Below are 26,364 nucleotides of genomic sequence, written 5' to 3'. Positions count from 1 at the left end.
TTTATAACTGTTTTAAGTGTTTGCGATTAAGCTGTGGCTACTTCTAAACCTGGTGCTGGCATGTATACTGGGGTATCAAATGTTGCCCATTCCCATGCTGACTCAGTCGCCATAATTTTACGAAGTAACTTATTGTTCAGGTCATGGCCTGATTTATAAGCTGTAATTTTTCCTAAAATGTTGTGGCCTGTCATAAACATGTCACCAACACAGTCTAGAATCTTATGCTTAACAAACTCATCGCTATAACGCAGACCGTTAGGATTAAGTACTTTAAACTCATCCAATACCACGGCGTTATCCATACTGCCACCTAAAGCTAGGTTATTAGCATGCATATATTCAATGTCTTTCATAAAGCCAAAAGTACGTGCACGGCTGATTTCTTCTGTAAAGCTTTGCGTAGTAATATCTAAACCGATACGTTGGCGGCTTTCATTGATTGCCGGATGATCGAAAGCAATTTCAAAGTCGATATGAAAACCATCATATGGTTCAATCTCGGCCCATTTATCACCTTCTTCAATACGTACTTTTTCTTTAATACGAATAAAGCGCTTAGCCGCATTCTGCTCTGCAATGCCGCCTTTTTGTAACAAATAAATGAATGGTAATGCACTACCATCCATTATTGGTACTTCTGAGCTATCTAATTCAACGATCAAATTATCGATACCCATTGCCGCTACCGCAGCAATAAGGTGCTCAGTCGTAGATAAGCGAACGCCATCTTTGTTAGTTAAACAGGTACATAATTGCGTATCGCCAACGGCTTCAGGTGTTGTTTCAAAATCAACAACCGGATCAAGGTCGACACGACGAAATACTATCCCAGTATTTGCGCTCGCAGGTCGGAGAGTAATAGTGACCTTCTCACCTTTGTGAAGTCCAATTCCTATGGCTTTGACTATCTCTGCAATGGTACGCTGTTTAATCATAGCTTCGCTCACTTATAGTTACAGTTAGACCGCCGATTATATCACATATACGACCAGCTGCCAAATTCGTTCGCTTTTTAAACAAAAACAATTACCTTTTTGTTTAATCTGCTTGTTTTCTTAAAAATGCAGGGATGTCGAAATAATCGCCACCTTCTGATTTATCAGACTTTTTCCCGCTATCATTAGTTTTAGATAAACCACTATTGCTTTGCGTTGTCTTGCTCGATTCATGCTTTTCAATCGCTGGAGCAGCAGTCATTTCATCGCCACTACCTTGGCTTGCAAAGCTTGGTACATACATACTGCTAGTTTGGTTTGTTGAACTGCTAACATCAGAACCTGACGCTTTTTTAAAGCCGTTATCGACAATACCAAACTGTGGACGACGATCGCCGCCTAAACCTGTAGCGACTACAGTTACACGTAGTTCATCAGTCATTTCCGGGTCAATAACCGCACCAACCACCACAGTCGCATTTTCAGATGCTAATGCTTTAACGTGATTACCAACAATTTCAAACTCTTCAATTGCGATATCCATACCTGCAGTGATGTTAACTAGGATGCCTTTCGCGCCAGTTAAATCAACGTCTTCAAGTAGTGGGCTTGAGATTGCAGCTTCTGCAGCTTCTTGCGCACGATCAGGACCCGATGCAGACGCTGTGCCCATCATCGCAGTACCCATGGCTGACATTACTGTACGTACGTCGGCGAAATCCACGTTAATCAAACCAGAACGAGTAATTAGTTCCGCAATACCTTGCACGGCACCAAATAATACATCATTTGCTTTAGCGAATGCGTCTAACAGTGTAGTCCCTTTACCTAAAACTTTAAGCAATTTATTGTTAGGAATTGTAATAAGTGAATCTACAATTTCTGACAATTCGTTAATACCTTGTTCAGCCGCTGCTGCGCGCTTTTTACCTTCAAAGTCAAACGGACGTGTCACTACAGCAACCGTTAAAATACCTAACTCTTTAGCAATTTTGGCAACCACAGGCGCAGCCCCTGTGCCAGTACCACCGCCCATACCCGCTGCGATAAATACCATATCAGCACCTTCAAGGCTGGCACGAATAGTATCGGCGTCTTCTTCTGCTGATTTACGACCTACATCAGGGTTTGCACCCGCACCTAGCCCAGACGTGATCTGAGTACCTAGTTGCACTGTAATATCTGCTGATGAGTTACGTAATGCCTGAGCATCCGTATTAGCGGCAATAAAACGCACGCCTTCAATTTGTTGCTTAACCATGTGCTCAACAGCGTTACCGCCGCCGCCGCCCACGCCTATTACTTTTATGACAGCTTCTTCGCTGTGTTGTTCCATTATATCAAACATGTTTACTCTCCGACTTGAGTATTAAAACTCGCCTTGAAACCACTTCGTTATGCGGTTCCACCAATTATTATCGCCTTCAGGTTTCGATTTTTGTGCATTCATCGATTGCATTGTGCGGCCATATTGTAATAAGCCAACCGCCGTTGCATATGAAGGGTCATCTACATAATCTGTCAAACCAACTATCCCTATAGGTTTGCCTATTCTCACTGGCATCTGGAAAATGTCTTCAGCCACTTCCATCGCGCCAGCCATTTTAGCACTACCGCCAGTAATGACGAGTCCTGCTGCAATTTGGTCTGCTAATCCTGAACGATGTATTTCTTCCATCGCTAATTCAAATAATTCTCTAAAACGTGGCTCAACCACCTCAGATAAGGTATGACGCGACATTAACCGCGCTGGTCGCCCGCCGACACTAGGCACTTCAATAGTTTCTTCGCTGCTGGCCATTTGGCTACTTGCACAGGCATATTGTACCTTGAGTGATTCAGCATGGGATATCGGTGTACGAAATATTTTTGCAATATCGCCAGTAACTTGGTTGCCCGCTACAGGAATAACTGCAGAGTGGCGCAACGCACCATTGATATAAATAGTGATATCCATCGTACCGCCACCGATATCAAGTACCGCAACACCGAGCTCTTTTTCGTCATCGGTTAATACCGAATAACACGACGCTAATGCGGTGAAAATCAGTTGGTCAACTTCAAGACCACAACGCTCAACACATTTTTCAATATTTTTCGCCATATCGTTTGAGCAAGTTATGATGTGAGCACGGGCTTCCATTCGTACACCACTCATACCACGCGGGTTTTTAATCCCTTCTTGCATATCGATACTATATTCTTGCGGCAGTGCATGCAGCATTTTACGTTCGGCTGAAATAGGCACAGAGCGCGCAATATGAATAACATTTTCAATGTCTTCATCAGTCACTTCAGTGTTATTAATTGCCACAACACCACTTTCGTTTTGGCACTGAATATGTTTACCTGAGATCCCCAAATACACGGAGCTAATACGGCAATCAGCCATAAGTTCAGCTTCATCGATTGCACGACGAATAGACTCCGACACCAAGTTAAGGTCGTTTACGCCGCCTTTATCCATACCATGGGACACTTGGCTGCCAACCCCAACAATGCTGAGTTTGTTATCTGCGGTGATTTCACCAACCGTGGCCACCACTTTTGAGGTGCCAACGTCTAATCCAATCACTAGGTTTCTTTCTGCTGACTTAGTCATGCCTTACTCTTATTTTGTAATTGCGCTTCTTCCAGGAGCTTCCAGCTCACCGCAAGGCCGGTATCATACCGTAAATCCACTACATCTACTTGTGCATCTGCACGTTTTTCCATCCGCGGGTAAACATCTATAAACCGTTGTACCCGTTTAGCTTTTTCTTTACGCCCTAATTTAAGGCGAATACCGTTATCGAGCCATAACTGCCATGAAAATCGCTCTGACAATGCCAGGCTGGTTAACTTTAAATTATTAACCTTAAGCATTTCATCAAACTGCTTGAAAGCTCCCCATGCTTCAAATTCACTGCCCTCAGGGCCATAAAGTTGTGGCAGCTCGTCACTGAGCTTCGCACTGCTAGCTTGAAACACTTCACCGCTTTGGTTAAGTAATAAATCACTGTTCCACACTGCGACAGCCTGATGCTCTACCACATACACTTGTAATGTATCTGGCCACTGCTTACGTACCGATGCAGTAGCCACCCAAGGTAAGTCTTGCACTAGACGTTGTATGTTTTTCACGTCTAAATCAAAAAAACTCGATAAGTCGGCTTTTTTAATCGCGCTAATAATCGCTTTTTCATCTGTGTATTGAGGTTTCCCCAACACAGCTAAATGCTTTATTTGCGCATCTTTATTTTCTACCAACCACTGTCTAACGCCGCTGGTGATTTGCACCAAACTGAAAACCACGATTAAAAAAAAGCTCACACCTAAAATTAGCGACCAATTTAGTTGCTGTTTTAATTGTTGCGCTTTTTCCAAAAAGGGATGCATATTAAAGCGTTTGCTCCAAAATGCGAACAACTAATTGCTCAAAGCTTGCACCATTTGCTTTAGCAGCCATTGGCACTAACGATTTTTCAGTCATTCCTGGTACTGTGTTTACTTCTAACAAATAAAAGTTACCGTCTGCATCTTGCATTGCATCAACACGACCCCAACCACTGGCACCCACTAGATCAAATGCCGCTAAAGCCATTGCTTGTAAATGCGTGGTATCGCCAGCTGATAAGTCTGCTGGGCAATGATATTGCGTGGTATTTGACTGATACTTTGCTTGGTAATCATAAAAACCATTTGGGGTGGTCATTTCAATCACTGGCTGTACCTCATCGCCTAGTACAGTGATTGTAAATTCGCGCCCGGTTATCCACTGCTCAACCAGTACTTGGCTGTCAAACTTAAACGCTTCAGCTAAAGCAGCTTCAAGCTCTTGCGCATTATTTGCTTGCGCCATACCAATGCTAGAACCTTCGTGCGACGGTTTTACCATCACTTTTTTCAGTTCATTCATTATCGCTGTCGCATCAAAACCACGCTTGCTATCCACCACCGCATAAGGCGCAGTGCTCAAGCCCGCAGATTTAAATAAATGCTTACAACGTATTTTATCCATCGCCAATGCTGAGCCTAATACGTTACTGCCAGTGTATGGCAACCCCATAAACTCAAGTGCACCTTGAATAGTACCGTCTTCACCACCGCGACCATGCAGGGCGATAAATACTCGTTCAATGCCGAGTTCTTTTAATTGCCATAACGGTTGCTCTTTTGGATCAAAGCCAATGGCATCAACGCCCGCATTTTGTAATGCGTTCAATACCGCTTGGCCTGATTTTAGTGATACTTCGCGCTCAGCTGAGTGTCCACCAAACAACACTGCCACTTTGCCAAACTGTGTGTTTAATTGCGTCATACCTTTACCTGCTTAAGTTGCTCAATCGACAGCGATGTCGCCGCGAGTGTTTTTACTAATTGACCAATATTACCAGCACCTTGGGTTATAACTAAATCATTATCTTGTAACGTATCAGCTAATACTCCAGCTAGTTCAGAGCTACTTGCAACATGCAGTGGTTCTTTACCGCGTTGACGTAAGCTGCGACATAAACTTTTACTGTCTGCGCCAATAATTGGCTCTTCACCAGCGCCGTATACATCAAGCAATAATAACTGATCAACATCGGCTAACACTTTTACAAAGTCTTCATATAAATCACGAGTACGAGTAAAGCGATGTGGTTGATAAATCATTACTAAGCGTTTATCAGGCCAGCCTTGGCGAATTGCCGCTATAGTCGCTGCAACTTCTGAAGGGTGATGACCATAATCATCCACCAGCATTACTTTGCCACGTTCGTTTTCAAAATCGCCATAATGCTGAAAACGACGTCCGATACCTTCAAACTGTTGCAATGCTTCTAAAATCGCGTGATCAGCTATTTGTTGATCTTTTGCAACAGCAATCGCTGCAGTGGCGTTCAATGCATTATGTTTACCTGGCATATTTAAATGCACAGTTAATTCATCACCTTGCTTAGTGCGCACTTTAAACTGACTGGTATTTGCCGTTTGGCTAAAATCAGTCATGCGGTAATCGGCGTCGCTCGATTCACCATAAGTGATCACAGGACGGCCAAATCGCGGAATAAGCTCAGCTGCCACTTCTGAATCGATACACACCACAGCAAGGCCATAAAAAGGCAGGTTATGAATGAAATCCACATAAGTGTCTTTCATTTTTTCTAAGCTACCGCCGTAGGTATCCATGTGATCTTCTTCAATATTAGTGATCACCGATACCATAGGTTGCAAATGCAAGAATGACGCATCACTCTCATCAGCTTCAGCAATTAAAAAATCACTTTTACCGACTTTTGCGTTACTACCCGCACTATTAAGTAAGCCACCAATAATAAAGGTTGGATCCAGCCCAGCTTGAGCATAAATACTCGCGATCAAACTAGTGGTGGTGGTTTTACCATGAGTGCCAGCGATAGCAATACCGTGGCGAAAGCGCATTAGCTCGGCCAACATCTCGGCACGGCGCACAACCGGAATACGTGCCGCCTTAGCTGCAATAATCTCAGGGTTAGTTTCATCAATTGCACTTGAAACCACCACTACATTGGCATCTTTAACATTACTTTGATGATGGCCAATAAACACTTCAGCGCCAGCTTGGATCAAACGTTCGGTCATTGCACTGTGGGCAATATCAGAGCCTGTAATACGATATCCTTCAAATGCGAGTACTTCGGCAATACCGCCCATTCCTGCGCCACCAATACCAATAAAGTGGATAGTGCTAATTCGGCGCATTGCCGGGCGAGTGCTCTTGTGTGTTGACATTTGTTTCACTTAATTATCTCTTTTTTCTGTTACTTGCAGCGCTGACAAGGGGACACCTGCGGCATCCATACAATGCCATGCGACATTGGCAGTAGCTTCTAGTGTCGCCAATTGCTTAGCATTGCTTGCAAGTTCACTGATTAATGCTGGTTTGGCTAAATACGGGCGTAATAGTTCAACAATACTGTGTTGATTGAACTGCCCCTGTGGCATTAATAATGCCGCATTGCCATCAACTAAAAATTTTGCATTCGCAGTTTGATGATCGTCAACCGCATGCGGAAACGGCACAAACACGGCCATTTTTCCTGCAGCAGCAATCTCACTGACGGTTAACGCCCCCGCGCGGCAAATTACAATATCTGCCCAGCCATAAGCGGTATCCATATCATCAATAAACTCAGCCACCTTAGCTTGTTCAGCACTAAAACCTTGCTGCTGATATGCCTGTGTTACTGAGCCTAAATGACCTTTACCGGTTTGATGCCATGTATTGATCTGAAACTCTTCACTGAGCTGTTTAAATGCTGCTGGCAAAGTTTGGTTTAGCACCTGCGCACCTAACGAGCCACCAACGACCAACACGTTAACCGGACTTGATACTTCCCGCATTGCCACATTTGCTACGCTGGCTCGTACCGGATTACCAACTACGTCACTGTATCCAGAGGCAAATGCTTGCGGAAATGCAGCCAACACTTTATTGGCAAACTTGGCTAAGTACTTATTACTCATACCGGCAACCGCATTTTGCTCATGGATCACCAGTGGTATACCTAAGCTTTTTGCGGCAATGCCAGTCGGCCCAGTAACATAGCCGCCCATTGCTAACACAACATCAGGTTGTTGTTTTTTCAATACTTTGCGTGCTTGTAATATGGCATTAATCACCATAAAAGGGGCTTTTACTAAACGTGCAAGGCCATTGCCACGTACACCTTTAACATTAATAAAATCAATCTCAATATTATGCTTTGGTACAACCTGCGCTTCCATTCGATCAGCAGTGCCAATCCAACTCACTTGCCAACCTTGTTGCCTTAAGTGGTCAGCCACAGCTATGCCGGGAAAAATATGCCCGCCAGTACCACCAGCAACAACGACTAATTTTTTATTCATCGCTTGCCTCCACCGGATGTTGCTTGTTTAGTGGCCATTTTGGTTTCAAAATCCACGCGTAATAAAATACCTGCCGCAATAGTCATGATAAGTAAACTTGAGCCACCATAAGATACAAACGGCAAGGTTAAACCTTTGGTTGGCAAAATACCGGCACTCGCCCCCACATTAACCATGGTTTGAAATGCAAACCAAATACCTATTGCGAATGCAAAGTAACCTTCATATTCTTTGCCACATTTAAGTGCTTGCTGACCAATTAACAGTGCTCTAAACACCAAAGTACCAAACACCATTAAAATACTGACGATACCGATAAAACCTAACTCTTCGCCAATCACCGCAAAAATAAAGTCATTATGGGCTTCTGGTAAATATTGCAATTTTTGCACACTATTACCTAAACCTTGGCCAAACCAACCACCTTGGCTATATGCCATCAGCGATTGTACTAACTGGTAGCCTTTACCAAATGGGTCATCCCATGGTTCTAGAAAACCGACCACCCGTGCCATCCGATATGGCTCAACAATAATGAGCAATACGACTAAGCCAACGCCTGTTAATATCAAGGCAAAAAACTGCCATAACTTAGCCCCAGCTAAGAACAATAAGCCTACGGTAGTTACAAACATCACCACCACAGTGCCTAAATCGGGCTGTAATAAAATCAACAATGCGTAAACTGCAAACACCGCGATTGGCTTAGCAAAGCCTTTGATGTTTTCTTGAACTTCCTCGCGTTTACGCACTAAGTAACCGGCGATATAACTGAAAAAGAATAATTTAGCCGCTTCAGCAACCTGAAAGCCCACCGGACCTACTGGGATCCAACGTTTTGCGCCATTCACTTCACGTCCAACGATTAACACCACTATCAGTAGCGCCATGCCAAACAGTAATAAGTAAGGATTCGAGCGTTTCCACCAGGTCATTGGTACACAGCAGGTGATCCAAAACAGCACAAAGCCCATCGCCAAAAACATGCTGTGGCGAATAATAATATGATAGGGATTGTTAAATAAGCGATCAGCGGTCGGCATCGACGCACTCGTCACCATCACAAACCCCAAGCCAATTAGCATGATCACACAATATAACAGTGGCACATCGTATAACTGCGCCGATGGCTTAGGAGTTAAAGAGTCGCGGATATCAGCAAATGCGATCATACTGCCTCCGCTAAAACACATTGGCTAAAGTGATCGCCACGTTGCATATAATTGTTATACATATCGATACTGGCACATGCAGGTGCAAGCAACACAATATCGCCCGCAGTGGCAAGTTGCTTGGCAAGCATCACCGCTTGCTGCATATTTTCTGTTAAGTGGCCTTTGTCAGTCAACGCAACCAGTGCTTTGGCATCTTTACCAAAACAAATAAGCGCTTTAACTTGCTGTTGTAAATACGGCTTTAAGCTATCGAGATCGGCGCCTTTGGCATCGCCTCCGGCAATCACCACTAGTTGCCTGGCCTGATCGGCTAAACTTTCTATCGCCGCAATGGTGGCCCCGACATTCGTAGCTTTAGAGTCATTAAAATATTTAACCCCCGCTTGGTCGGCAACAAACTGACAACGATGCGCCAAGCCAGTAAATTGGCTAAAAGCTTGTGCAAACTGACTAGCACTGATATCAAATGGGCTCAATAATGCCATAACCGCTAACGCATTTAGCTGATTATGACGACCAACTACGGCCAAGCTACTAACAGGCAATAGAGCTTTGCCTTGATAACTAAAGTAACTGTCACCTTGATACGTCATTAAACAATAATCCGCATTTTCTAAGCCAAAGCTTAATTGCGGCATTGTTTGTGTATACGTTGCTGGGTCAGTCTTATTTACTACAGCCAGCGCGGCATTAGCATAAATCGTTTGTTTTGAATCAATATAGGCTTGGTAGCTCGGGTAACGGTCTAAATGATCTTCCGACACATTAAGTACCGTAGCGCTAACCGGCTTTAAGCTGTGCATCGTATCGAGCTGAAAACTCGATAGCTCTAATACGTAAACATCAAAATCATCAGCTAATAAATCCAGTGCGGCAGTACCAATATTTCCGCCAAGTCCGACCTTATAACCAGCCATTTTCAATACTTCATAAGCCAACGTAACGACTGTCGATTTACCGTTAGAGCCTGTTACAGCCACCACCGGCTTGTCTGTTAAACGGGCAAATAACTCAATATCACCAATCACTTCAACACCCGCTTGCATTGCTTGTGCAACTGCTGGAAGTGTTAAACTTAAACCAGGGCTGATGATGATCATATCGGCGCTTTCAAGCTGTGCAGTTGCTAAATCACCAAACTGCGTCGTTAAATTTGGCGCATGTTGTTGTAACCAATCACAACCGGGCGGTGATTGGCGACTATCAACTACATTAGGCGTTAAACCTTGAGATAATAAAAAACGCACAATGCCCAGACCGGTTACACCGAGTCCGAGCACTGTAATATGTTTGTTTTTCATCTCGTTTAAATACGTCATTTACCTAATCTTTAATGTTACTAGGCCAGCTAACACTAGCACGATAGAAATTATCCAAAAACGCACGATAACTCGTGGCTCAGGCCAGCCTTTTAATTCGTAATGATGGTGGATTGGTGCCATTCTAAAAATCCGTTGGCCACGTAATTTATAAGAGCCAACTTGTAAGATAACCGACAGTGCTTCCATCACAAATACACCGCCCATAATAATTAAAATTAACTCTTGGCGAACTAATACAGCAATAATACCCAATGCTCCACCAAGCGCTAATGAACCAACATCACCCATAAATACTTGTGCTGGGTAAGTGTTAAACCATAAAAAGCCTAATCCGGCACCAACAATGGCGGTACATACCACAACCAACTCACTGGCCAATGGTAAATGTGGAATATGCAAGTAAGCTGAGAAATTCACGTTACCTGTTAAGTAAGCAATAATAGCCAGTGCTGCTGCCACTAAAATAGTCGGCACAATGGCCAAACCATCCAAGCCATCGGTCAGATTCACAGCATTTGACGTACCCACCACGACAAAGTAAGTCATAACTATGTAAAACAAACCTAGCTGCGGTAATACATCTTTAAAAAACGGCACTACTAATGATGTTTCGTTGGCATGATTAGCAGTAAAAAATAATGCGCAGGCAACCACTAAGGCAATCACTGACTGCCAAAAATACTTCCATTTAGCAATCAACCCTTTTGGATCTTTGCGGATCACTTTACGGTAATCATCAACAAAGCCCACAATTCCCAATGAGCCGATCACAAACAAGGTAGCCCATACATATTTATTCGCTAAATCAGCCCACAGCAAAGTACTGGTAAAAATAGACGCTAAAATTAACAAGCCTCCCATGGTTGGGGTGCCTTTTTTCGATAAATGCGACTCTGGGCCATCGTTACGAACTACTTGACCAATTTGCATTCTTTGCAATGCCCGGATCAACTTAGGGCCAAAATACAATGAAATTAATAATGCCGTTAAAATACCAAATACAGCGCGAACGGTTAAATACGAGAACACATTAAATGCACTGTAATATTGTGTTAAATACTCGGCCAGCCAAACTAACATTGAGATACTCCATTGCGGCCAGTTTGCTGGCTGTTAACTAAATCTTGTACTAATAATTCCATGCGAGAACTGCGCGATCCCTTCACGACTATGGTGGTTTTTTGTGCTGAGTCAGTTAACTGTGCTTGTAATTGTTGCAACAGTTCCTCGCGGCTTGAAAAATGCCGCTGTGGTTTAGCAAATTCATCACTGGCGTATTGACTCAGTACACCTAAGCTATACAACTCATCAATACCTTGTTGTTTGGCATAGGCGCCAACTTGTTGGTGATAAAGCGCGGCTTCTTCTCCAAGTTCTCCCATATCACCTAACGCTAAAATACGCTGACCTTGGAGGTCGCGTAATAAATCAATTGCAGCCTTAACCGATTGCACATTGGCATTATAAGTGTCATCAATCACGGTTAGTGTTTCATTGACTTGAATTATGTTTACTCGGCCTTTTACTTCAGCCATGGTTGCGAGTGCCGTTGCCACCGCCTCAAGACTAACGCCAAATTCACAGGTTAATGCAGCTGCTATAAGGGCGTTTGTAACATTGTGACGACCTGGCAATGCAAGCTTAACGGGTACTCGCTGCTGCTTGGTACAAATATAAAAAGACGCCTGAGCTTGCTCATCGAGACTGACTTCTTCTGCCCAAATATCTAGTTTTTCAGTGCTTGAAAAACGTTTTACACTGCGCCCTTGTAACTTAGTAAGCCAACCATCACTAAATTCGCTGTCACAGTTAACTAGCGCAATGCCATGCTCTTTCAAACCATCGTAAATTTCACTTTTAGCCGTTGCCACACCCGCAAGAGAGCCAAAACCCTCAATATGCGCAGCTGCCACATTACAAACAACGGCAACATCTGGCTTAGTCATCGCCGTGGTATAGGCAATTTCACCAATATGGTTAGCGCCAAGCTCAATCACCGCATATTTGTGCTGCGGTTCTAGGCGTAACAAGGTTAATGGCACGCCAATGTCATTATTAAAATTACCTTTAGTCGACAGTACTTCACCGTGAGGAGCTAAAATAGCTGCGCACATTTCTTTTACTGTGGTTTTACCGACACTGCCTGTAATTGCGATAGTTTTTGGTGCCACACTGGCCATTACCGCAGCACCAATTTCGCCTAGCGCAATACGCGTATCCGTAACTAAAAACTGTGGAATATCAACGGCAACTTTTTGACTAACAATAGCGGCAATTGCGCCTTTGTCTTTCGCTTGTTGTAAAAACTGATGGCCATCAAAATTAGGGCCTTGTAGGGCTAAAAATACTTCTCCTTCGCATACGGTGCGAGTATCGGTATTAATATTTTTTACTGTTTGATTATCACCTTGATAATCAGTTGCTAGCACATTTGCTAGCCAATCAAAATCCATTGGGATCATAACTGCGATCCTCTTATTTGTTGTTCTTGTGGGTCTAGCTTTTGCTTTTGTTGTAAGTGCTGCTGGACAAATTTACGATCGCAAAAATCTATCCGTTGCGTACCAATTATTTGATAATCTTCATGGCCTTTACCTGCAATAAGCACTACGTCATTGGCATTTGCGTTATCTATTGCAAAGGCAATAGCATGAGCACGGTCAGCTTCTAAGTGCGCACGATCAGGCTGGCTTAAACCAGCAGCAACATCTTTAATGATCTGCCATGGATCTTCGCTACGCGGGTTATCACTGGTAATAATTACTTTATCAGCATTTTGCTCAGCCGCTTGGGCCATCATTGGTCGCTTGCCTTTATCACGGTCTCCGCCGCAACCAAATACACAACTTACGCCACCGGGCACATGTTGTTGCAATGCTTGCAATGCTAAAGCTAACGCATCTGGCGTGTGAGCATAATCAACAATACAGGTTGGTTGGTTTGGCGCGCTAAATGCTTGCATGCGTCCAGCAACTGGTTGCAAGCTTGCACAACCCGCTGCCAATTGATCTAATGGGTAACCTAAACCAAGTAAAGTTGCGATTGCAGCCGCTAAATTATATAAATTAAATTCGCCAAACAGCGGACTGGTAATAGCAATATCACCCCAACTTGTCGTCAACTGTGCCGATATACCGGTTTTATGGTAAGAAACATCAGTGAAGTACACAAACTTAGCACCTTTTGGCTGCAAGTTTTTATGGCCATAACACACTAAGTTATTAAAATCGTATTGTTCTAACCATTGCTCTACTTGGTTATCATCTTGATTTAGTACCACCAGCTGCGCGTCAAAATCTCGCATTAGCATTAACTTTGCATCGGCATAACTGGCCATATCACCGTGGTAATCTAAATGATCGCGCGATAAATTGGTAAACACAGCAGCTTTAAAGTGCGTTTTCGCAACACGCTGCTGTACCAAACCATGTGATGACACTTCCATCGCCACCAGTTTGTTATTGTCAGTGGCAAGTTGCGCTAATATTCTTTGTAAATCAACACAAGACGGTGTGGTATTGATTAACTCAGTTAAACTTTCTGGTTGCCCATACCCAAGCGTACCGATAATCGCTGATTGGGTGTCGCAAAACTTAGCTAAATGAGCAATCATCGCAGTGGTAGTTGATTTACCATTGGTGCCAGTAACACCCACCACATCTAATTGTTTACTTGGTTGTTGATAAAAATGACTCGCTAATGCGGGCAATTTCTTATTCAAATCGGAAATTAAATAAAGCGGTTCAAAATCACATTCAAACTCACATAAACGATCAGCAATCACTGCAACTGCACCATTTGCAATCGCTTTATCAATAAATTGTCCGCCATCTAATTGATGACCTTTAATTGCTACAAAGACATCCCCAGGGGTGACATCTCGACTATCCAAACGCAAGTGCTTTACTAGTAAGCTTGTTGCTGCTACTTCTATTTGTTGTAAAATTATTTTTAAATCACGCATCATCATCTATGCCCTTCACGTAGGCAACCGAGCCTTTGTCTGGTGCCACGTTTAAAATTCTTAACGCATTGGAGATTATTTCTGCAAACACTGGTCCTGCAGTTGCACCGCCATAATAAACATCTCCACCGGGCTCATTGATCATTACAACAACAGCTAAACGTGGATTACTCGCAGGTGCTATACCTGTAAAGTAACCAACATACTCATCACCATAACCACCTGCAGCGGCTTTTTTAGAGGTACCCGTTTTACCCGCAGCACGATAACCATCAACTTTTATGCGGCTCGCTGTACCACCTTCTTCAAAAACGCTTTCCATCATATGCACAACCGCTTCAACATCTTTTTGTTGAAAAATACGCTCGCCTTCAGGGATTGAATCTTGCTTGAGGATGGTCAATGGTCTATTGATCCCGCCGGCACCTAACATGGCATAAAAACGCGCCATTTGTGCGGTGCTTACAGCAACGTTATAGCCAAAAGAAAGTGCTGCAATTTCATGGTCAGACCAACGTCGATTCGGATAAAACAAGCCACTACTTTCACCAACCATGCCGGTGCCTGTATCAGAACCAAAGCCAACTTTTTGGAACAAGCCAACAAAGTAATCCTTCGGTACATCTTGCGTTATTTTTGTCACACCCATGTTACTGGAGTACTTTAAAATCTCACGTAAGGTCATTTCACCATGGTTACGCGAGTCTGTAACTAACGTACCACCGATGCGCATCCAGCCTGGGTAAGTATCAATTTTATCATCCGGTTGGATTGAGCCGTAGTCTAACCCAGCTAATATGGCTAGAGGCTTAACGGTTGAACCTGGTTCGAACAAATCCGTGATCGCTCGGTTACGGCGTTTATGCGGCGCTGCATCATTTAAATTATTTGGATTAAAAGACGGGCTGTTAACCATCGCTAACACTTCACCAGTTCTCACATCGACCACCATCGCAGAGCCAGACGTTGCTTTGTAGGTCAGCACGGCTGATTTAACCGCTTTATAGGCTATCGCTTGAATACGCTGATCAATACTAAGCTGGATGTTTTCGGGTTCAATCCGTTCACGTTCATCAAGCACTTCAACTTCACGCCCCTGTGCATCTTTACGAATTGTGCGACGACCTTCAACGCCAGTTAATGCGTTTTCGTAAAGCTTCTCTATGCCTTCGATACCTTTACCATCAATATTGGTAAAACCAAGCACATGTGCGGTGACTTCTCCGGCAGGGTAATAGCGTTTTGATTCATCTAATAAATGAATACCAGGCAGACGTAAATCGCCAATATAATTGGCAACGGCAGGGGTTACTTGGCGTTTTAGATAAACAAAGCGGCGACTGGCATCATCCCGCAAGCGACCATTAATTTTTTTCGGTTCAATACGCAGTACATCGGCAAGCTCACGCCAACGTAAATCATTTTTGTAGTACAGCGCAATACGTTGTTCAAGTAGCGCGGTATTTTCTGCAAGGGCATTCTCATCTTCGCCATTTTTGCGCGCCTGTTTGAGCACTTTAGCACGCAGTGATTTATGTAATGCTTTAGGATCCGCATATACACTTACAACCGGCACACTAACAGCAAGTTCTTTGCCATTACGGTCAAAAATCATCCCGCGTTGCACATGCAACTTTTCCACGCGCACGGTACGTTTATTACTTTCTGAACGGGCTTTATCAGGCTCAATAACTTGCAAATAAGCAGCACGAGACACTAAAGTCACAAAAACCAGCAGCACCACAGAGCACACCAGCATAAAACGCCATGTGATCAAACTATTTACTGGTTTTTTTCCTCTACTTCTCATGGCAGTACTATCACCTGTTCATCTTGGCTTGTGGACCGTTTCATTTGCAGTTGCTCAATAGCAATTTCTTCAATGCGCGCATGTTGCGAATAAAACTCTTCTTCAACTAATAGATAACGCCATTCTAAATCGAGTTCATCTCGCTGTTGTAACAGCTGATCTTGTTCAATCAGCTCTTGGCGAGCAAAGTGAGTGACCTGCACCACACTCAAACTAGATGCGAATATCACAACCAGTAAGGCCGAGGTTAACTTGTTTGCTCCTAGGCCTTTGATTATTTCTAAAAATAAATTGGGTTGTCGATGATTCGCTTTTGGCTTCATCCCAATCTCTGTGCCACCCTAAGTACTGAACTGCGTGAACGTGGGTTACGGTCAACTTCAGCTTGGCTTGGCTTAATAGCTTTACCCACTGCTTTTAACGTCAGATTTTGATTTATTTGTGCATCAGTTAAAGGCAGACCTCTGGGTAACGCCGCTCCCTTACTCTGTTTTTTAATAAACTGTTTAACAATACGGTCTTCTAGTGAATGAAACGAAATCACCACTAATCGGCCACCGGGCTTTAATACACCCAACGCAGCTTGTAATGCCGTTTGAATCTCTTCCAATTCACTGTTGATATAAATACGAATAGCTTGGAAAGTACGCGTCGCAGGGTGTTTGAACTTATCCTTTACTGGCACTGCTTCGTCAACTAAATCAGCAAGTTGCTTAGTTGTTGTAATCGGCGTATGAGCGCGCACTTCAAGCACTTTATGTGCAATACGACGACCAAATTTTTCTTCGCCATAAGTTTTGATCACATGAACAATGTCTTCCAGCTCGGCTTCAGCTAACCACTGCGCAGCACTGCGGCCGCTGGTAGGATCCATGCGCATATCAAGCGGGCCATCTTTCATAAAGCTAAAACCACGCTCGGCATCGTCTAGTTGTGGTGATGACACACCGATATCTAATAAAATACCATCTACTTTTCCTAATAGATCGTTTTGCTCTGCTACTTCGTATAGGTTAGAAAAGCGAGTATGGGCAATGGCAAAACGGCTATCGTCGGCAAACTTTTCGGCAGACTTGATCGCTTGTGGATCTTGATCAATGGCCTGTAATCGGCCATGTTCACCAAGGCGCGCCAAGATTTGTCCAGAATGTCCGCCACGGCCAAATGTACCATCCATATAAATACCGTCTGGCTTAATTGCTAGACCCTCGATGGTTTCGTCCATTAGTACGGAAATATGTTCAAATTGCGCTGTCATTAGCTATTGTTTGCCTTTTTATTGTGTGATCAGAGCGAAAAATTATCTAAGTCTGGGGTTGATTCAAACTCACCGAGTCGTTCAATTTCGGTATCTTGGCGCATTTGTTCATGCCAACGTTCTTCATCCCAGATCTCAAATTTATTCATCAAACCGACCAACATGATTTTTTTGCCTAAATCAGCATGAGACCGTAACGACGGTGCCAGCAATATTCGGCCATTTTTATCTAATTGGTATTCTGTTGCATTACCTAACAACATCCGTTGCATGCGTCGAGCGCGTGGATTCATATTGGAAATTTTAGCTAAGCGATCTTCTATATCCTGCCATTGCGCCAGTGGATACAACCACAAGCAAGGCTCGTTCAGTGCGACAGTACAGATCACCGTCCCCTGATCTTCAGACAACAGCGAGTCTCGGTACTTAGTCGGTACCGCAAATCGTCCTTTGTCATCCAAACTCAGTGAACTCGCACCACGGAACATAAAAAGCCTACTTTAAAAGTTTGTAATTAATCTGTTTTGATTAATTTGATCCAATTTGATCCACTAAATACCACTTTTTACCACAGTGCTCCAGTTTAGGGCTTGACAAGCTATTTTGTCAAGTCAGCAAAAACCTATAATGGTGTGTTAAAGCCAGAAAAAATAAGGCCTAGCGCGAAGCTACTGAATTACGTGGGAAAAAGTGGATAACATCAAAAAAAATATTTTATTCTGAGATAAAACAAAATAAATAGACTTAAATGATTAATGAATAATCAATGAACAGTTACAAAATATTAGTCGCGAATTGCTGCTTATATAGATCTTGTAAAATTTACGCGATCTTTTTGCAATAGTTACTTAAAGCGCTGTTATTTCAAACAACATAATTCACAAATAAAATGCAACCCATTGATTTATATTTAAATAAAAAAGATCGTAGAAGTGGTACGAAGGCTGCAACAAGTATTACACAATCTAGTTTTATATTTAAGGAACGATTACTATGACTACTTCAACATCAAGTTCAAATTCAGCTGCAAAAACCAGTAAAAAAGTTGATGATATTGCTGCTCACACTGAATCACCATTAACAGACAAAGCAACCTCAGCGGCTCATCTTGCTGTTGATTCGCTGTCTTCAAAGGCTGCAACAGCAGAACAAAGTATTCGTCATGGTGCTTCAAGTTCAGCTGAAACACTCACTGAAAAGCAAAAAATTGCGCGTGAAAAACTGTCTGAATACAGTGGTAAAACTCGTCAATTAGCCTCTGAAAACCCGCTTGCTACAGCTGGTATTGCGTTTGCTGCTGGTATGCTAGTGACAGCACTATTTCGCCGTAGCAAGTAAGCAATTATGCAACCACATACCGATCCTAAAGATAAACAGCATCAAGCCGCTGATCCTGCACCGCAAAGTGCTGATCAGTGGCAAGATCATCTTGCTAAATTATCTCAATATGGTGAGCAACTTTATCAAGACTATCGCCAACAGGCTGGTATTTGCAAAGAATTAGCGAGTGCCGAGTGGCGACTATCAACTCGCTCTTTGGCATTGACTATTATTTTGCTGGTAAGTTTTGCCGGTGGTTTAGTATTGTTGTGGGCCGGTTTGCTGATCACACTTGGCTTTGCGGTTTTTGCCTTTAGTCAATCAATATGGCTCAGTGCTGTATGTCTAATTGGCTTACAATTGCTTTGTTTAATGTGGCTGTGGAAAAACATTGGTTATATCAGCAGCAAAATTGGCTTTGATAAAACTGCGCACAGCATTAAACAATTACTCAATATAAATAGGGGTGAATAATGCTAATTGATTATTTTATTAAGAAACCAAATCATAAAGTTCGTCACTTAAGTCAAAAAATGAATAGCATCAATGCGTTAAAACAGCAACATCATCAAGCTTTCAACTACCGACTTAAACGCTTTGCAGTATCGAATGTCGGTATTGCCAGTGCCTTTACGGCAGGTGCAGGCTATCAAGCGCTAAATGGTCATGGCCAAAATTCAGCCAATAAAATAAAGCTAAGTCAATTTAGCTGGTTGTTACGTTTGCTATAAATCCTTATAGATACTGAGCTTTGCTCAGCACAATCTTACTCTTCAGAGCTATTACTTTGGTCTTTATTAGATAAACCGCAATTAACCTTATATTATATATGGTTATTTTCAACTTAATTGGCTACAATTTTGTACCAAAAGCCCAGTATGAAGAGTATTGTTATTTTTTCCTCATCGTTACAACATCGACTTTATCGGTTATTTATATTACTGAGTTTACCCGGCATTTTGGTGATCTTATTTAGCCTTTGGCATGCCAAAGAAACCGCACGCCAAGAAAGTCGGCTGCAGGCATTAACGGTTGCCGAACAGCTTGTTGAGCAGCAGACTGAGCTACTCAAAAAAATTAAGACATTTACCACTCAACTTGCTGATTTAAAAGATTTTGCCGCACCATTACAAACCGGCTGCCCTTATTACTTAGCTAAAATACAAAAACTTCAACCTGAAATTGCAAATATTGGTATCGTCAACATGCAAGGCGATGCGGTGTGTTTATCGCAAGGACGCAAAGAAAATATTAATATTGCCGATCGTGAATACTTTAAAAATGCTGTGGCAACTAAAAGCTTTGCCATTGGCTATTTTCAAAAAGATCGCAGTATCAATTCCCTCAGTTTCAATTTTGCTTATCCACTTATTGATCAGCAGCAACAAGTATATGGGGCAGTAGTAACGGTTGTCACATTAGATTGGTGGAGCCAGATACTTGCCAACTCTCACTTACCCGAAGATGCCATTGCTGTTATAACCGACAACAACGGTCGCATTATTGCAAATTACCCTAACGATCCATCGCTGTTTGGCGAAAATATTAACGCCTATGGATTTAGCTCTGAACTACCTATGCTCAATAGCACAATTGAATTGCAAGGTATTAATCACATTTTACACAGTAAAACCATGTATACCGATGAAACTAAAAATAGCCTAAATGTCTATGTTGTCATGCCATTTAATAACGCAATTCAAGCTGCCAACCAACTATTTTTTATCACATTAGCTGCATTTACATTGATGATTATTGGCCTGTCTATATTTGCTCATAGCCAATTAAAGCGCAACGTATTAACGCCCATAGCACAACTCACTCTGACGATTAAAGAGCTTGCGCAAGGGTTATTACCAAAACAGTTTTCTTTAAATAGCCCAGAGCTGAATACTCTCTATCAACATTTTAAAGCGATGGCGCAAACACGTCTGACGGCAGAAGCGAGTGTCAAACGCCAACATGACGAATTGAGTAGTTTATTAAACGCTTTGCCTGATACCTACATTCGGATCAATGTTCACGGTGATGTACTGAACTTAGGTGGGCAAATTTCACAGTTAAATTTACCTGTGTATACACGTTCAAAGTTACACCTTCGCGAGCTACTTGGTGAAGAAAAAAGTAAACAGTTACTTCAGCATTTGCCCTGCAAAAATAAAACTAGCCAATTTGAATTAACAATCAATAACAGCGCAATCGAGCAAGTATTTGAAGCGCGGATCAGTGCCAAGCATAATAGCAACGAGTACACTATTGTATTGCAAGATATCAGCCAGCGAAAGAACGCTGAAAAAGCATCTCATCTGGCCTCATTGGTCTACTCAAATAGCAGTGAAGGAATGGCAATTACCGATCCAAACGGCATTATCTTAGATGTTAACCCGGCTTTTTGTGAAGTAACTCAATACAGTAAAAATGAAATCCTGGGCAATACCACCGCTATCTTAGCTTCAGGCAAGCACAGCAAAGCGTTTTATCAAGAAATGTGGCTGCAATTACAAGAGACTGGCCGTTGGCAAGGTGAAATAATTAACCGTCGTAAAGATGGCGAGTTATTCACAGAGTGGCTTACTATCGATACTGTATACAATGAACATTCTGAAGCGCAGCGCAGAGTCGCGATTTTTACCGATATTACCGCTAAAAAAGCAGCCGAAGATCTGATATGGCATCAAACTCACTTTGATCATTTAACCAATCTACCTAATCGAATTGAGCTTAAAGAGCGCTTAAACCAGCGCCTCAACAACGCCTTAAATCCTAATGAGCCACTGGTGATCATGCTACTTGATCTTGATCATTTCAAAGACATAAATGACACCTTAGGCCATTTTTATGGTGACGAATTACTAAAGTTGATCGCAATTCGTTTGCAACAAGAAATTGTTGATATTGAGTTTATTGCACGTATTGGTGGCGACGAATTTGTCATTGTGCATGCCAAGCTAGTCACTGAAGAACACATTAAAAAAGTAGCCAACGATATCCTCAATGCCATGACAAAAGCATTTATACTCGAAGGCGAAGAACTACACATAGCAACCAGCATCGGCATCGCTATTGCACCAATCGATGGCGATAGCTCAGAGCTGTTATTAAAAGCCGCCGACCAAGCCATGTATAAGGCTAAACAAAGTGGTCGTAACTGTTTTGAGTTTTTCAATCACAACTTACGCGAGCAAGCACAAGCGCGTATGGATTTACTCAAAAATATGCGCTATGGCATTGAACAAAAACAATTTGATCTTTATTACCAAGCAATCGTTAACCTAGATTCTGGGCACATTCATAAAGCAGAAGCACTATTGCGCTGGCGCCACCCGACACGCGGCGTAATTAGTCCCGCAGAGTTTATACCTTTGGCCGAAGAGTCTAGATATATCAACCCATTAGGACAATTTGTATTTACTCGCGCATTACAAACGCTAACGGTTTTACGAGCTCAGGTTGATGCCAACTTTCAACTTAGTATTAATGTCTCGCCAGTGCAATTTAGTTGCCTTGATAGCGGTATTGATCAGTGGCCAGCCTTGCTAAAAGCCGCCAATTTACCACCGAGTGCAATTGTTAGCGAGATCACCGAAGGGTTAATGATCGCACCAGAGCAACTCACTCAACAACGCCTGAAAGCGCTGGTAAAATCCGGTATGGAACTCGCTTTAGATGACTTTGGCACCGGTTATTCATCGCTTGCCTACTTGCAACAAATGGACGCAGATTATTTAAAAATTGATAAATGTTTTGTTGATAACATTCAAGCCGACAATCAAGATCTCGCGTTATGCAAAGCAATTATCACTATGGCACATCAATTTGGTTTAAAAGTGATTGCCGAAGGCATTGAAACACCAGAGCAGCAGCAATTATTACTTGGTATAGGGTGTGATTATGGCCAAGGCTATTTGTTTGCAAAGCCATTACCCGAACAGGAATTTTTAGCGCTAGTAAGCAATCAATCCACAACAACGACCTAAATACGAAAGACTAAATACAGATCCAGCACAAACTATGCACTGAAAACTTAGCTAACTATTGTTTAATAAATAACGAACTGATAGGTTACCAAACAGATTTTATTAAATTAACTGTTAGCCGTGATTTCAAAATTGCCTCGTTGGGTAGAATATGGATCGTTTTTACTTGCGCTTGTTGCTGGGCTTGTTAATTCGATAGGGTTACTAGGGTTCAAACATCAATCAATTTCACATCTATCAGGCACTGCAACACTCCTTGGCACAAGCCTTGTTACCTCCCCCGTTACTGATGTATTACACTTAGCTCTTATCCTACTGAGTTTTTTAGTTGGTGCGGCGATCTCCGGCGCTTTTTTGCAAAGTGGTGCATTAAAACTCGGCCATAACTACAGTAGCTTGCTGTTATTTGAAGCCATGCTGTTAGCAAGCTCAGTGTATTTTTTATCGAATGACTCTGTAAACGGGCACTATTTAGCATCTGCAGCCTGCGGCTTACAAAATGCGTTAGCCACCACTTACAGCGGCGCAGTTATTCGCACCACCCATGTTACCGGTATCTTTACTGATCTAGGGCTAATGCTTGGCGCTAAATTAAGAGGCGAACCCTTTGATAAACGCAAAGCACTGTTGTTTTTACTGATCATCTCAGGATTCATTTGCGGTGGCACATTAGGTGCTTATGCATTCCAGTTTTATAAATTTAATGCCCTCTTTATCCCCGCCACCATCTGTCTAGTATTAGCCGTTAGCTACTCAGTGTTTAAAGCGATTAATAGTAACAAGACTTAGCCCTTTGCACAGTTAACACCACTTTTGCAGTACATCATTGCTACAAACCTACATCAACGTTCATCTCAAGAATCGATAGGTAATTTCACTAGGAATAATTCTTAGACATAATAAATTGATTTAGATGTATAATTCCTGAAAATGGAGGGATTTATGCGGATTGGTATCATTGAAGATCATCAGTTAGTTCGAGATAGTTTTAAAAAACTACTTGAGCTCGAGTTAAACTGGCAAGTAACAATTGAAGCTTGCTCAGTGAACGAAGCAAAGTTAGCAGTAAATATTGACCAGCCAGATGTCTTTATCGTTGATATTTCAATGCACGAAGGTGAGACTGGCCTGACTTTTCTATCATACTTAAATGAGCATTACCCAGAAATAAAAACCATTGTAGCTTCTATGCATGACCATGAACCGTACGTCAGTAATGCAATACAACTCGGGGCGCTTGGTTATGTGTCTAAGCGCTCAGCTTCAGACGCTATGATTGATGCGGTAAAAACAGTAATGCGCGGCCATCGCTACATCAGTGAAGACGTTAACTTCAACTACACCTGTGTTTCTGATAAAAAAGACCTTTTAACAAATAGAGAAATCGAGGCTCTACCACTTTTTGCCAAAGGCTTAAATGCCAAACAGGTTGCTCAACAGCTCGGCATGATGCCGAAAACCGCTCACGTACATAAAACAAATATTTGTAATAAACTAAACGCAACAACTTCATTTGAACTATTAAAAGTTGCCATTGATATCGGGGTTATTCAACTTAATGAGTTGGCCTAGGCTTACCATTGCCACACCTTCCACTACAAACATAGTACTAGGGGCAGCTAAGCAATGCGCGGTTTGCGTTGCTTATTTAATCGCGCTGTGTGCCTCTACATGGGTTAGTAACCATCTAGAAACCGTCCCACAAAGTAGTGCTATATTTCTCCCTGCAGGTATTAAACTGGCTTTTGTTATTATGTTCCCAACACGCTATTGGCCAATAATATGGTTAGCATCACGACTCTATGCAGCGTATTTAGGTTCTTTTTATACCCAGCAAGGGCATTTAAATTTATTGCATGGTGCGTGGCAAGAGGCTATCTATTTAGCCATTGTCTTCGCTTTTAAGTATAGCCGTTGGCCACCAACGATTAAAGATAGTAAAGGTGTGCTTTCGCTTATTTTACTAGCAAGCTTAGCGGCAGCATCAAAATGGTTTTTGTTTGCCAGCTCTTTTGAGTTCACAACTTGGTTAGAAGGTAAACAACTACTGCAATATCAGTTAAATATGACTTTAGGTGATTTGACTGGCAGCTTGTTTATCGCACCTTTTATTATTTTGTGTGCTAACAGTTATCGCCGAGCCTTTAGCCTAGAGGGCGGAGTTAAACTAATTATCACAGTCACTGTCTTTACCCTATTAATGCTGTCGATTTATCTGCTGCGCCCTGATATCTACTCACTATTACGCTTGGCTTCCCTACTACCAATTATTTGGTTTTCATATCACTTTGGTATTACAGGCGCTATATTTGGCGCAGCAGCAGCAAATGGCTTAATAATATTAGAAGCAAGCATCACACAAGATGCAACTAATACTTATATTAGCCAATTGTTTATTCTGACCAATGCCGCAACGAGTTTATTACTCGGTGCGGCAGCAGCAGAGCTGCGACAAAAAAATAATATGCTAACACTGACAAACATTGAACTTAGAACGCAATTAGAAAAAAACCAACAACTGGCTATCAAAATGGTGAATGTACAAGAAAGTGAGAGAAAGCATTTATCACAAGAGCTTCATGATGAATTAGGGCAAAACCTGACTGCATTTAAAACCGATCTTGCCGTTTTAACCAGTATGACGGATCAAAGCGTCAGCGCGATTGTGACTACGTTAAAACAAAATGCTAATTCAATGTATGATTCAGTCTATCACCTGATGCATTATCTGCGTCCGCGTGAGCTTGATGAATTAGGCTTAGCAAAAGCACTTTCACAAGGGAAGTTTAAAAGCTTGATGCATAAAGAAAAAGTTAGGTATATAACACATTTATGCATAAACGAAGCAATTAGAGATGAACATCAAATTGCGATCTATCGAATTTGCCAAGAAGCAATCACCAATTGCATCAAGCACAGCTGCGCATCTGAGTTGGTAATTAGTTTAGATTCCAACTCGGATCTGATCACGTTAATTATTCAGGATAATGGCAATGTCGCGACAACCGCCTCACACTCTGGTGGTTATGGCCTCGCTTTCATTGATGAACGCGTGACTGCTCTTGGCGGCCAATGCTCATTCTCAAACGAGCAAGGCTTCACCATTAATGCAACATTCCCCATATCAGCTGATGAACAAGTCCGCTAGCGAATATAAACTTGCTTGGAATAAAACTTTTTCCTTACCTGTATCGTCTCATTATCGTTAGCAGGTACTTGCACTTCAGCTTGATTACCGACTAACTGTAATAGCAATCCTTGAGCAATTTCCTTATCCCCGACTTTTGATTTTATAACCACTTTTTTGCCAATAGCGCCTTGCAGCCGAGGCTTAGGAAAAGTGACTTTATTGATTGGCTTTAAGCCTTCATAGTTAGTGAAAAGATTAACGCAGTGCTGTTTTGCCGCAAGTATCAAATCGTCTTTAGACTTCACAATATCGACATTATTCAAAAAGTGAATAAGTGCACTATTACGCCGATCAAACTCACTGGACACATCCTGTATATTAAGCGCTGATGCCCATTTACGCAGCACTAAATATTTTCCTAGTTTGAGCCGCGTCAAGCTGGTTGATGCCCCTGTCATCTTGCTATACCACTCGATGCGGTAGCATGATGAACCTAAGCTATGTAATAGCACCGTTGTATTGCCAAACTCCCTTGTACTGCCCTCGATCACGCTCATTCTAATTCCCTAAACTAGCAATAAAGCAATAGGTTAGGCGCTAATGAAAGAGGTTAAT

General features: G+C 42.3%; 24 protein-coding genes. 7 read left to right on the top strand and 17 right to left on the bottom strand.

The annotated features are described in order from the left end of the window. Positions 1-26: 26 nt before the first annotated feature. The 16 genes from lpxC to mraZ form a co-directional block, all read right to left on the bottom strand. Complete coding sequence (gene lpxC, locus PSR9079_RS04745) at positions 27-938, bottom strand: UDP-3-O-acyl-N-acetylglucosamine deacetylase (RefSeq protein ID WP_149980618.1); 912 nt, start codon at positions 936-938, stop codon at positions 27-29. A 103-nt stretch (positions 939-1,041) separates the two neighbouring features. Beyond that, the gene (gene ftsZ / locus PSR9079_RS04740) at positions 1,042-2,286 is read right to left on the bottom strand and encodes a cell division protein FtsZ (RefSeq protein WP_149980617.1); all 1,245 of its coding nucleotides are present in this window, start codon (positions 2,284-2,286) and stop codon (positions 1,042-1,044) included. 21 nt (positions 2,287-2,307) lie between these two features. Further along, entirely contained in the window at positions 2,308-3,540 is a 1,233-nt protein-coding gene (gene ftsA, locus PSR9079_RS04735) for a cell division protein FtsA (RefSeq protein ID WP_145236894.1), read from the bottom strand. Next, positions 3,537-4,316 (bottom strand): cell division protein FtsQ/DivIB, encoded by a 780-nt coding sequence (locus PSR9079_RS04730; RefSeq protein WP_145236891.1) that lies wholly within the window; start codon positions 4,314-4,316, stop codon positions 3,537-3,539. Before PSR9079_RS04730 ends, ftsA begins: the two co-directional genes overlap by 4 nt. A 1-nt stretch (position 4,317) precedes the next feature. After that, entirely contained in the window at positions 4,318-5,238 is a 921-nt protein-coding gene (locus PSR9079_RS04725) for a D-alanine--D-alanine ligase (protein WP_149980616.1), read from the bottom strand. Next, positions 5,235-6,674 carry a UDP-N-acetylmuramate--L-alanine ligase gene (gene murC / locus PSR9079_RS04720; protein WP_259397186.1) on the bottom strand — a complete coding sequence of 480 codons (1,440 nt, stop codon included), beginning with the start codon at positions 6,672-6,674 and terminating at the stop codon, positions 5,235-5,237. The genes PSR9079_RS04725 and murC overlap by 4 nt, the downstream gene beginning before the upstream one ends. 9 nt (positions 6,675-6,683) lie before the next feature. Next, positions 6,684-7,793 (bottom strand): undecaprenyldiphospho-muramoylpentapeptide beta-N-acetylglucosaminyltransferase, encoded by a 1,110-nt coding sequence (murG, locus tag PSR9079_RS04715; protein ID WP_145236881.1) that lies wholly within the window; start codon positions 7,791-7,793, stop codon positions 6,684-6,686. Next, on the bottom strand, positions 7,790-8,965 hold the full coding sequence (ftsW, locus tag PSR9079_RS04710; RefSeq protein ID WP_145236878.1) for a cell division protein FtsW: 1,176 nt from the start codon (positions 8,963-8,965) through the stop codon (positions 7,790-7,792). The genes murG and ftsW overlap by 4 nt, the downstream gene beginning before the upstream one ends. After that, positions 8,962-10,287 carry a UDP-N-acetylmuramoyl-L-alanine--D-glutamate ligase gene (gene murD, locus PSR9079_RS04705; protein WP_149980615.1) on the bottom strand — a complete coding sequence of 442 codons (1,326 nt, stop codon included), beginning with the start codon at positions 10,285-10,287 and terminating at the stop codon, positions 8,962-8,964. The genes ftsW and murD overlap by 4 nt, the downstream gene beginning before the upstream one ends. Further along, the gene (gene mraY / locus PSR9079_RS04700; protein ID WP_145236872.1) at positions 10,288-11,370 is read right to left on the bottom strand and encodes a phospho-N-acetylmuramoyl-pentapeptide-transferase; all 1,083 of its coding nucleotides are present in this window, start codon (positions 11,368-11,370) and stop codon (positions 10,288-10,290) included. Next, positions 11,364-12,752, bottom strand: a complete 1,389-nt coding sequence (locus PSR9079_RS04695; protein ID WP_149980614.1) for a UDP-N-acetylmuramoyl-tripeptide--D-alanyl-D-alanine ligase — start codon at positions 12,750-12,752, stop codon at positions 11,364-11,366. The genes mraY and PSR9079_RS04695 overlap by 7 nt, the downstream gene beginning before the upstream one ends. Further along, the gene (gene murE, locus PSR9079_RS04690; RefSeq protein WP_149980685.1) at positions 12,749-14,254 is read right to left on the bottom strand and encodes a UDP-N-acetylmuramoyl-L-alanyl-D-glutamate--2,6-diaminopimelate ligase; all 1,506 of its coding nucleotides are present in this window, start codon (positions 14,252-14,254) and stop codon (positions 12,749-12,751) included. Before murE ends, PSR9079_RS04695 begins: the two co-directional genes overlap by 4 nt. Continuing rightward, positions 14,247-16,064, bottom strand: coding sequence for a penicillin-binding transpeptidase domain-containing protein (locus tag PSR9079_RS04685; RefSeq protein ID WP_149980613.1), 1,818 nt, complete (start codon positions 16,062-16,064; stop codon positions 14,247-14,249). The genes murE and PSR9079_RS04685 overlap by 8 nt, the downstream gene beginning before the upstream one ends. Then, positions 16,061-16,387, bottom strand: coding sequence for a cell division protein FtsL (ftsL, locus tag PSR9079_RS04680; RefSeq protein ID WP_145236863.1), 327 nt, complete (start codon positions 16,385-16,387; stop codon positions 16,061-16,063). Before ftsL ends, PSR9079_RS04685 begins: the two co-directional genes overlap by 4 nt. Beyond that, positions 16,384-17,322 carry a 16S rRNA (cytosine(1402)-N(4))-methyltransferase RsmH gene (gene rsmH, locus PSR9079_RS04675; RefSeq protein ID WP_145236860.1) on the bottom strand — a complete coding sequence of 313 codons (939 nt, stop codon included), beginning with the start codon at positions 17,320-17,322 and terminating at the stop codon, positions 16,384-16,386. The genes ftsL and rsmH overlap by 4 nt, the downstream gene beginning before the upstream one ends. Before the next feature lie 29 nt (positions 17,323-17,351). Next, on the bottom strand, positions 17,352-17,810 hold the full coding sequence (mraZ, locus tag PSR9079_RS04670) for a division/cell wall cluster transcriptional repressor MraZ (RefSeq protein ID WP_145236856.1): 459 nt from the start codon (positions 17,808-17,810) through the stop codon (positions 17,352-17,354). A gap of 505 nt (positions 17,811-18,315) precedes the next feature. Between mraZ and PSR9079_RS04665 the strand changes: the two genes are divergently transcribed. From PSR9079_RS04665 to PSR9079_RS04635, 7 genes are all read left to right on the top strand, one after another. Next, positions 18,316-18,660, top strand: coding sequence for a DUF883 domain-containing protein (locus tag PSR9079_RS04665; RefSeq protein WP_179959142.1), 345 nt, complete (start codon positions 18,316-18,318; stop codon positions 18,658-18,660). 6 nt (positions 18,661-18,666) lie between these two features. After that, positions 18,667-19,116 (top strand): hypothetical protein, encoded by a 450-nt coding sequence (locus tag PSR9079_RS04660; RefSeq protein ID WP_145236851.1) that lies wholly within the window; start codon positions 18,667-18,669, stop codon positions 19,114-19,116. Then, positions 19,116-19,373, top strand: coding sequence for a hypothetical protein (locus PSR9079_RS04655; RefSeq protein ID WP_149980612.1), 258 nt, complete (start codon positions 19,116-19,118; stop codon positions 19,371-19,373). The genes PSR9079_RS04660 and PSR9079_RS04655 overlap by 1 nt, the downstream gene beginning before the upstream one ends. Positions 19,374-19,520: 147 nt before the next feature. After that, entirely contained in the window at positions 19,521-22,619 is a 3,099-nt protein-coding gene (locus PSR9079_RS04650) for a bifunctional diguanylate cyclase/phosphodiesterase (protein ID WP_179959141.1), read from the top strand. A 120-nt stretch (positions 22,620-22,739) separates the two neighbouring features. Then, positions 22,740-23,408: a YoaK family protein gene (locus tag PSR9079_RS04645; RefSeq protein ID WP_149980611.1), complete on the top strand. Its 669-nt coding sequence runs from the start codon at positions 22,740-22,742 to the stop codon at positions 23,406-23,408. 153 nt (positions 23,409-23,561) lie between these two features. Next, positions 23,562-24,191: a response regulator transcription factor gene (locus PSR9079_RS04640; RefSeq protein WP_149980610.1), complete on the top strand. Its 630-nt coding sequence runs from the start codon at positions 23,562-23,564 to the stop codon at positions 24,189-24,191. Continuing rightward, entirely contained in the window at positions 24,178-25,767 is a 1,590-nt protein-coding gene (locus tag PSR9079_RS04635) for an MASE1 domain-containing protein (RefSeq protein ID WP_149980609.1), read from the top strand. The genes PSR9079_RS04640 and PSR9079_RS04635 overlap by 14 nt, the downstream gene beginning before the upstream one ends. On the opposite strand, the gene PSR9079_RS04630 is transcribed toward PSR9079_RS04635, so the two are convergent. Continuing rightward, a complete protein-coding gene (locus tag PSR9079_RS04630; protein WP_179959140.1) occupies positions 25,764-26,306 on the bottom strand; it encodes a hypothetical protein in 543 nt (180 codons plus the stop codon). The two genes, PSR9079_RS04635 and PSR9079_RS04630, sit on opposite strands and share 4 nt — an antisense overlap. Between the last annotated feature and the right edge of the window lie 58 nt (positions 26,307-26,364).

This window comes from Pseudoalteromonas rhizosphaerae (assembly GCF_902498845.1).
Taxonomy (GTDB): Bacteria; Pseudomonadota; Gammaproteobacteria; order Enterobacterales; family Alteromonadaceae; genus Pseudoalteromonas; species Pseudoalteromonas rhizosphaerae.
This window is presented reverse-complemented; position numbering and strand designations above follow the sequence as displayed.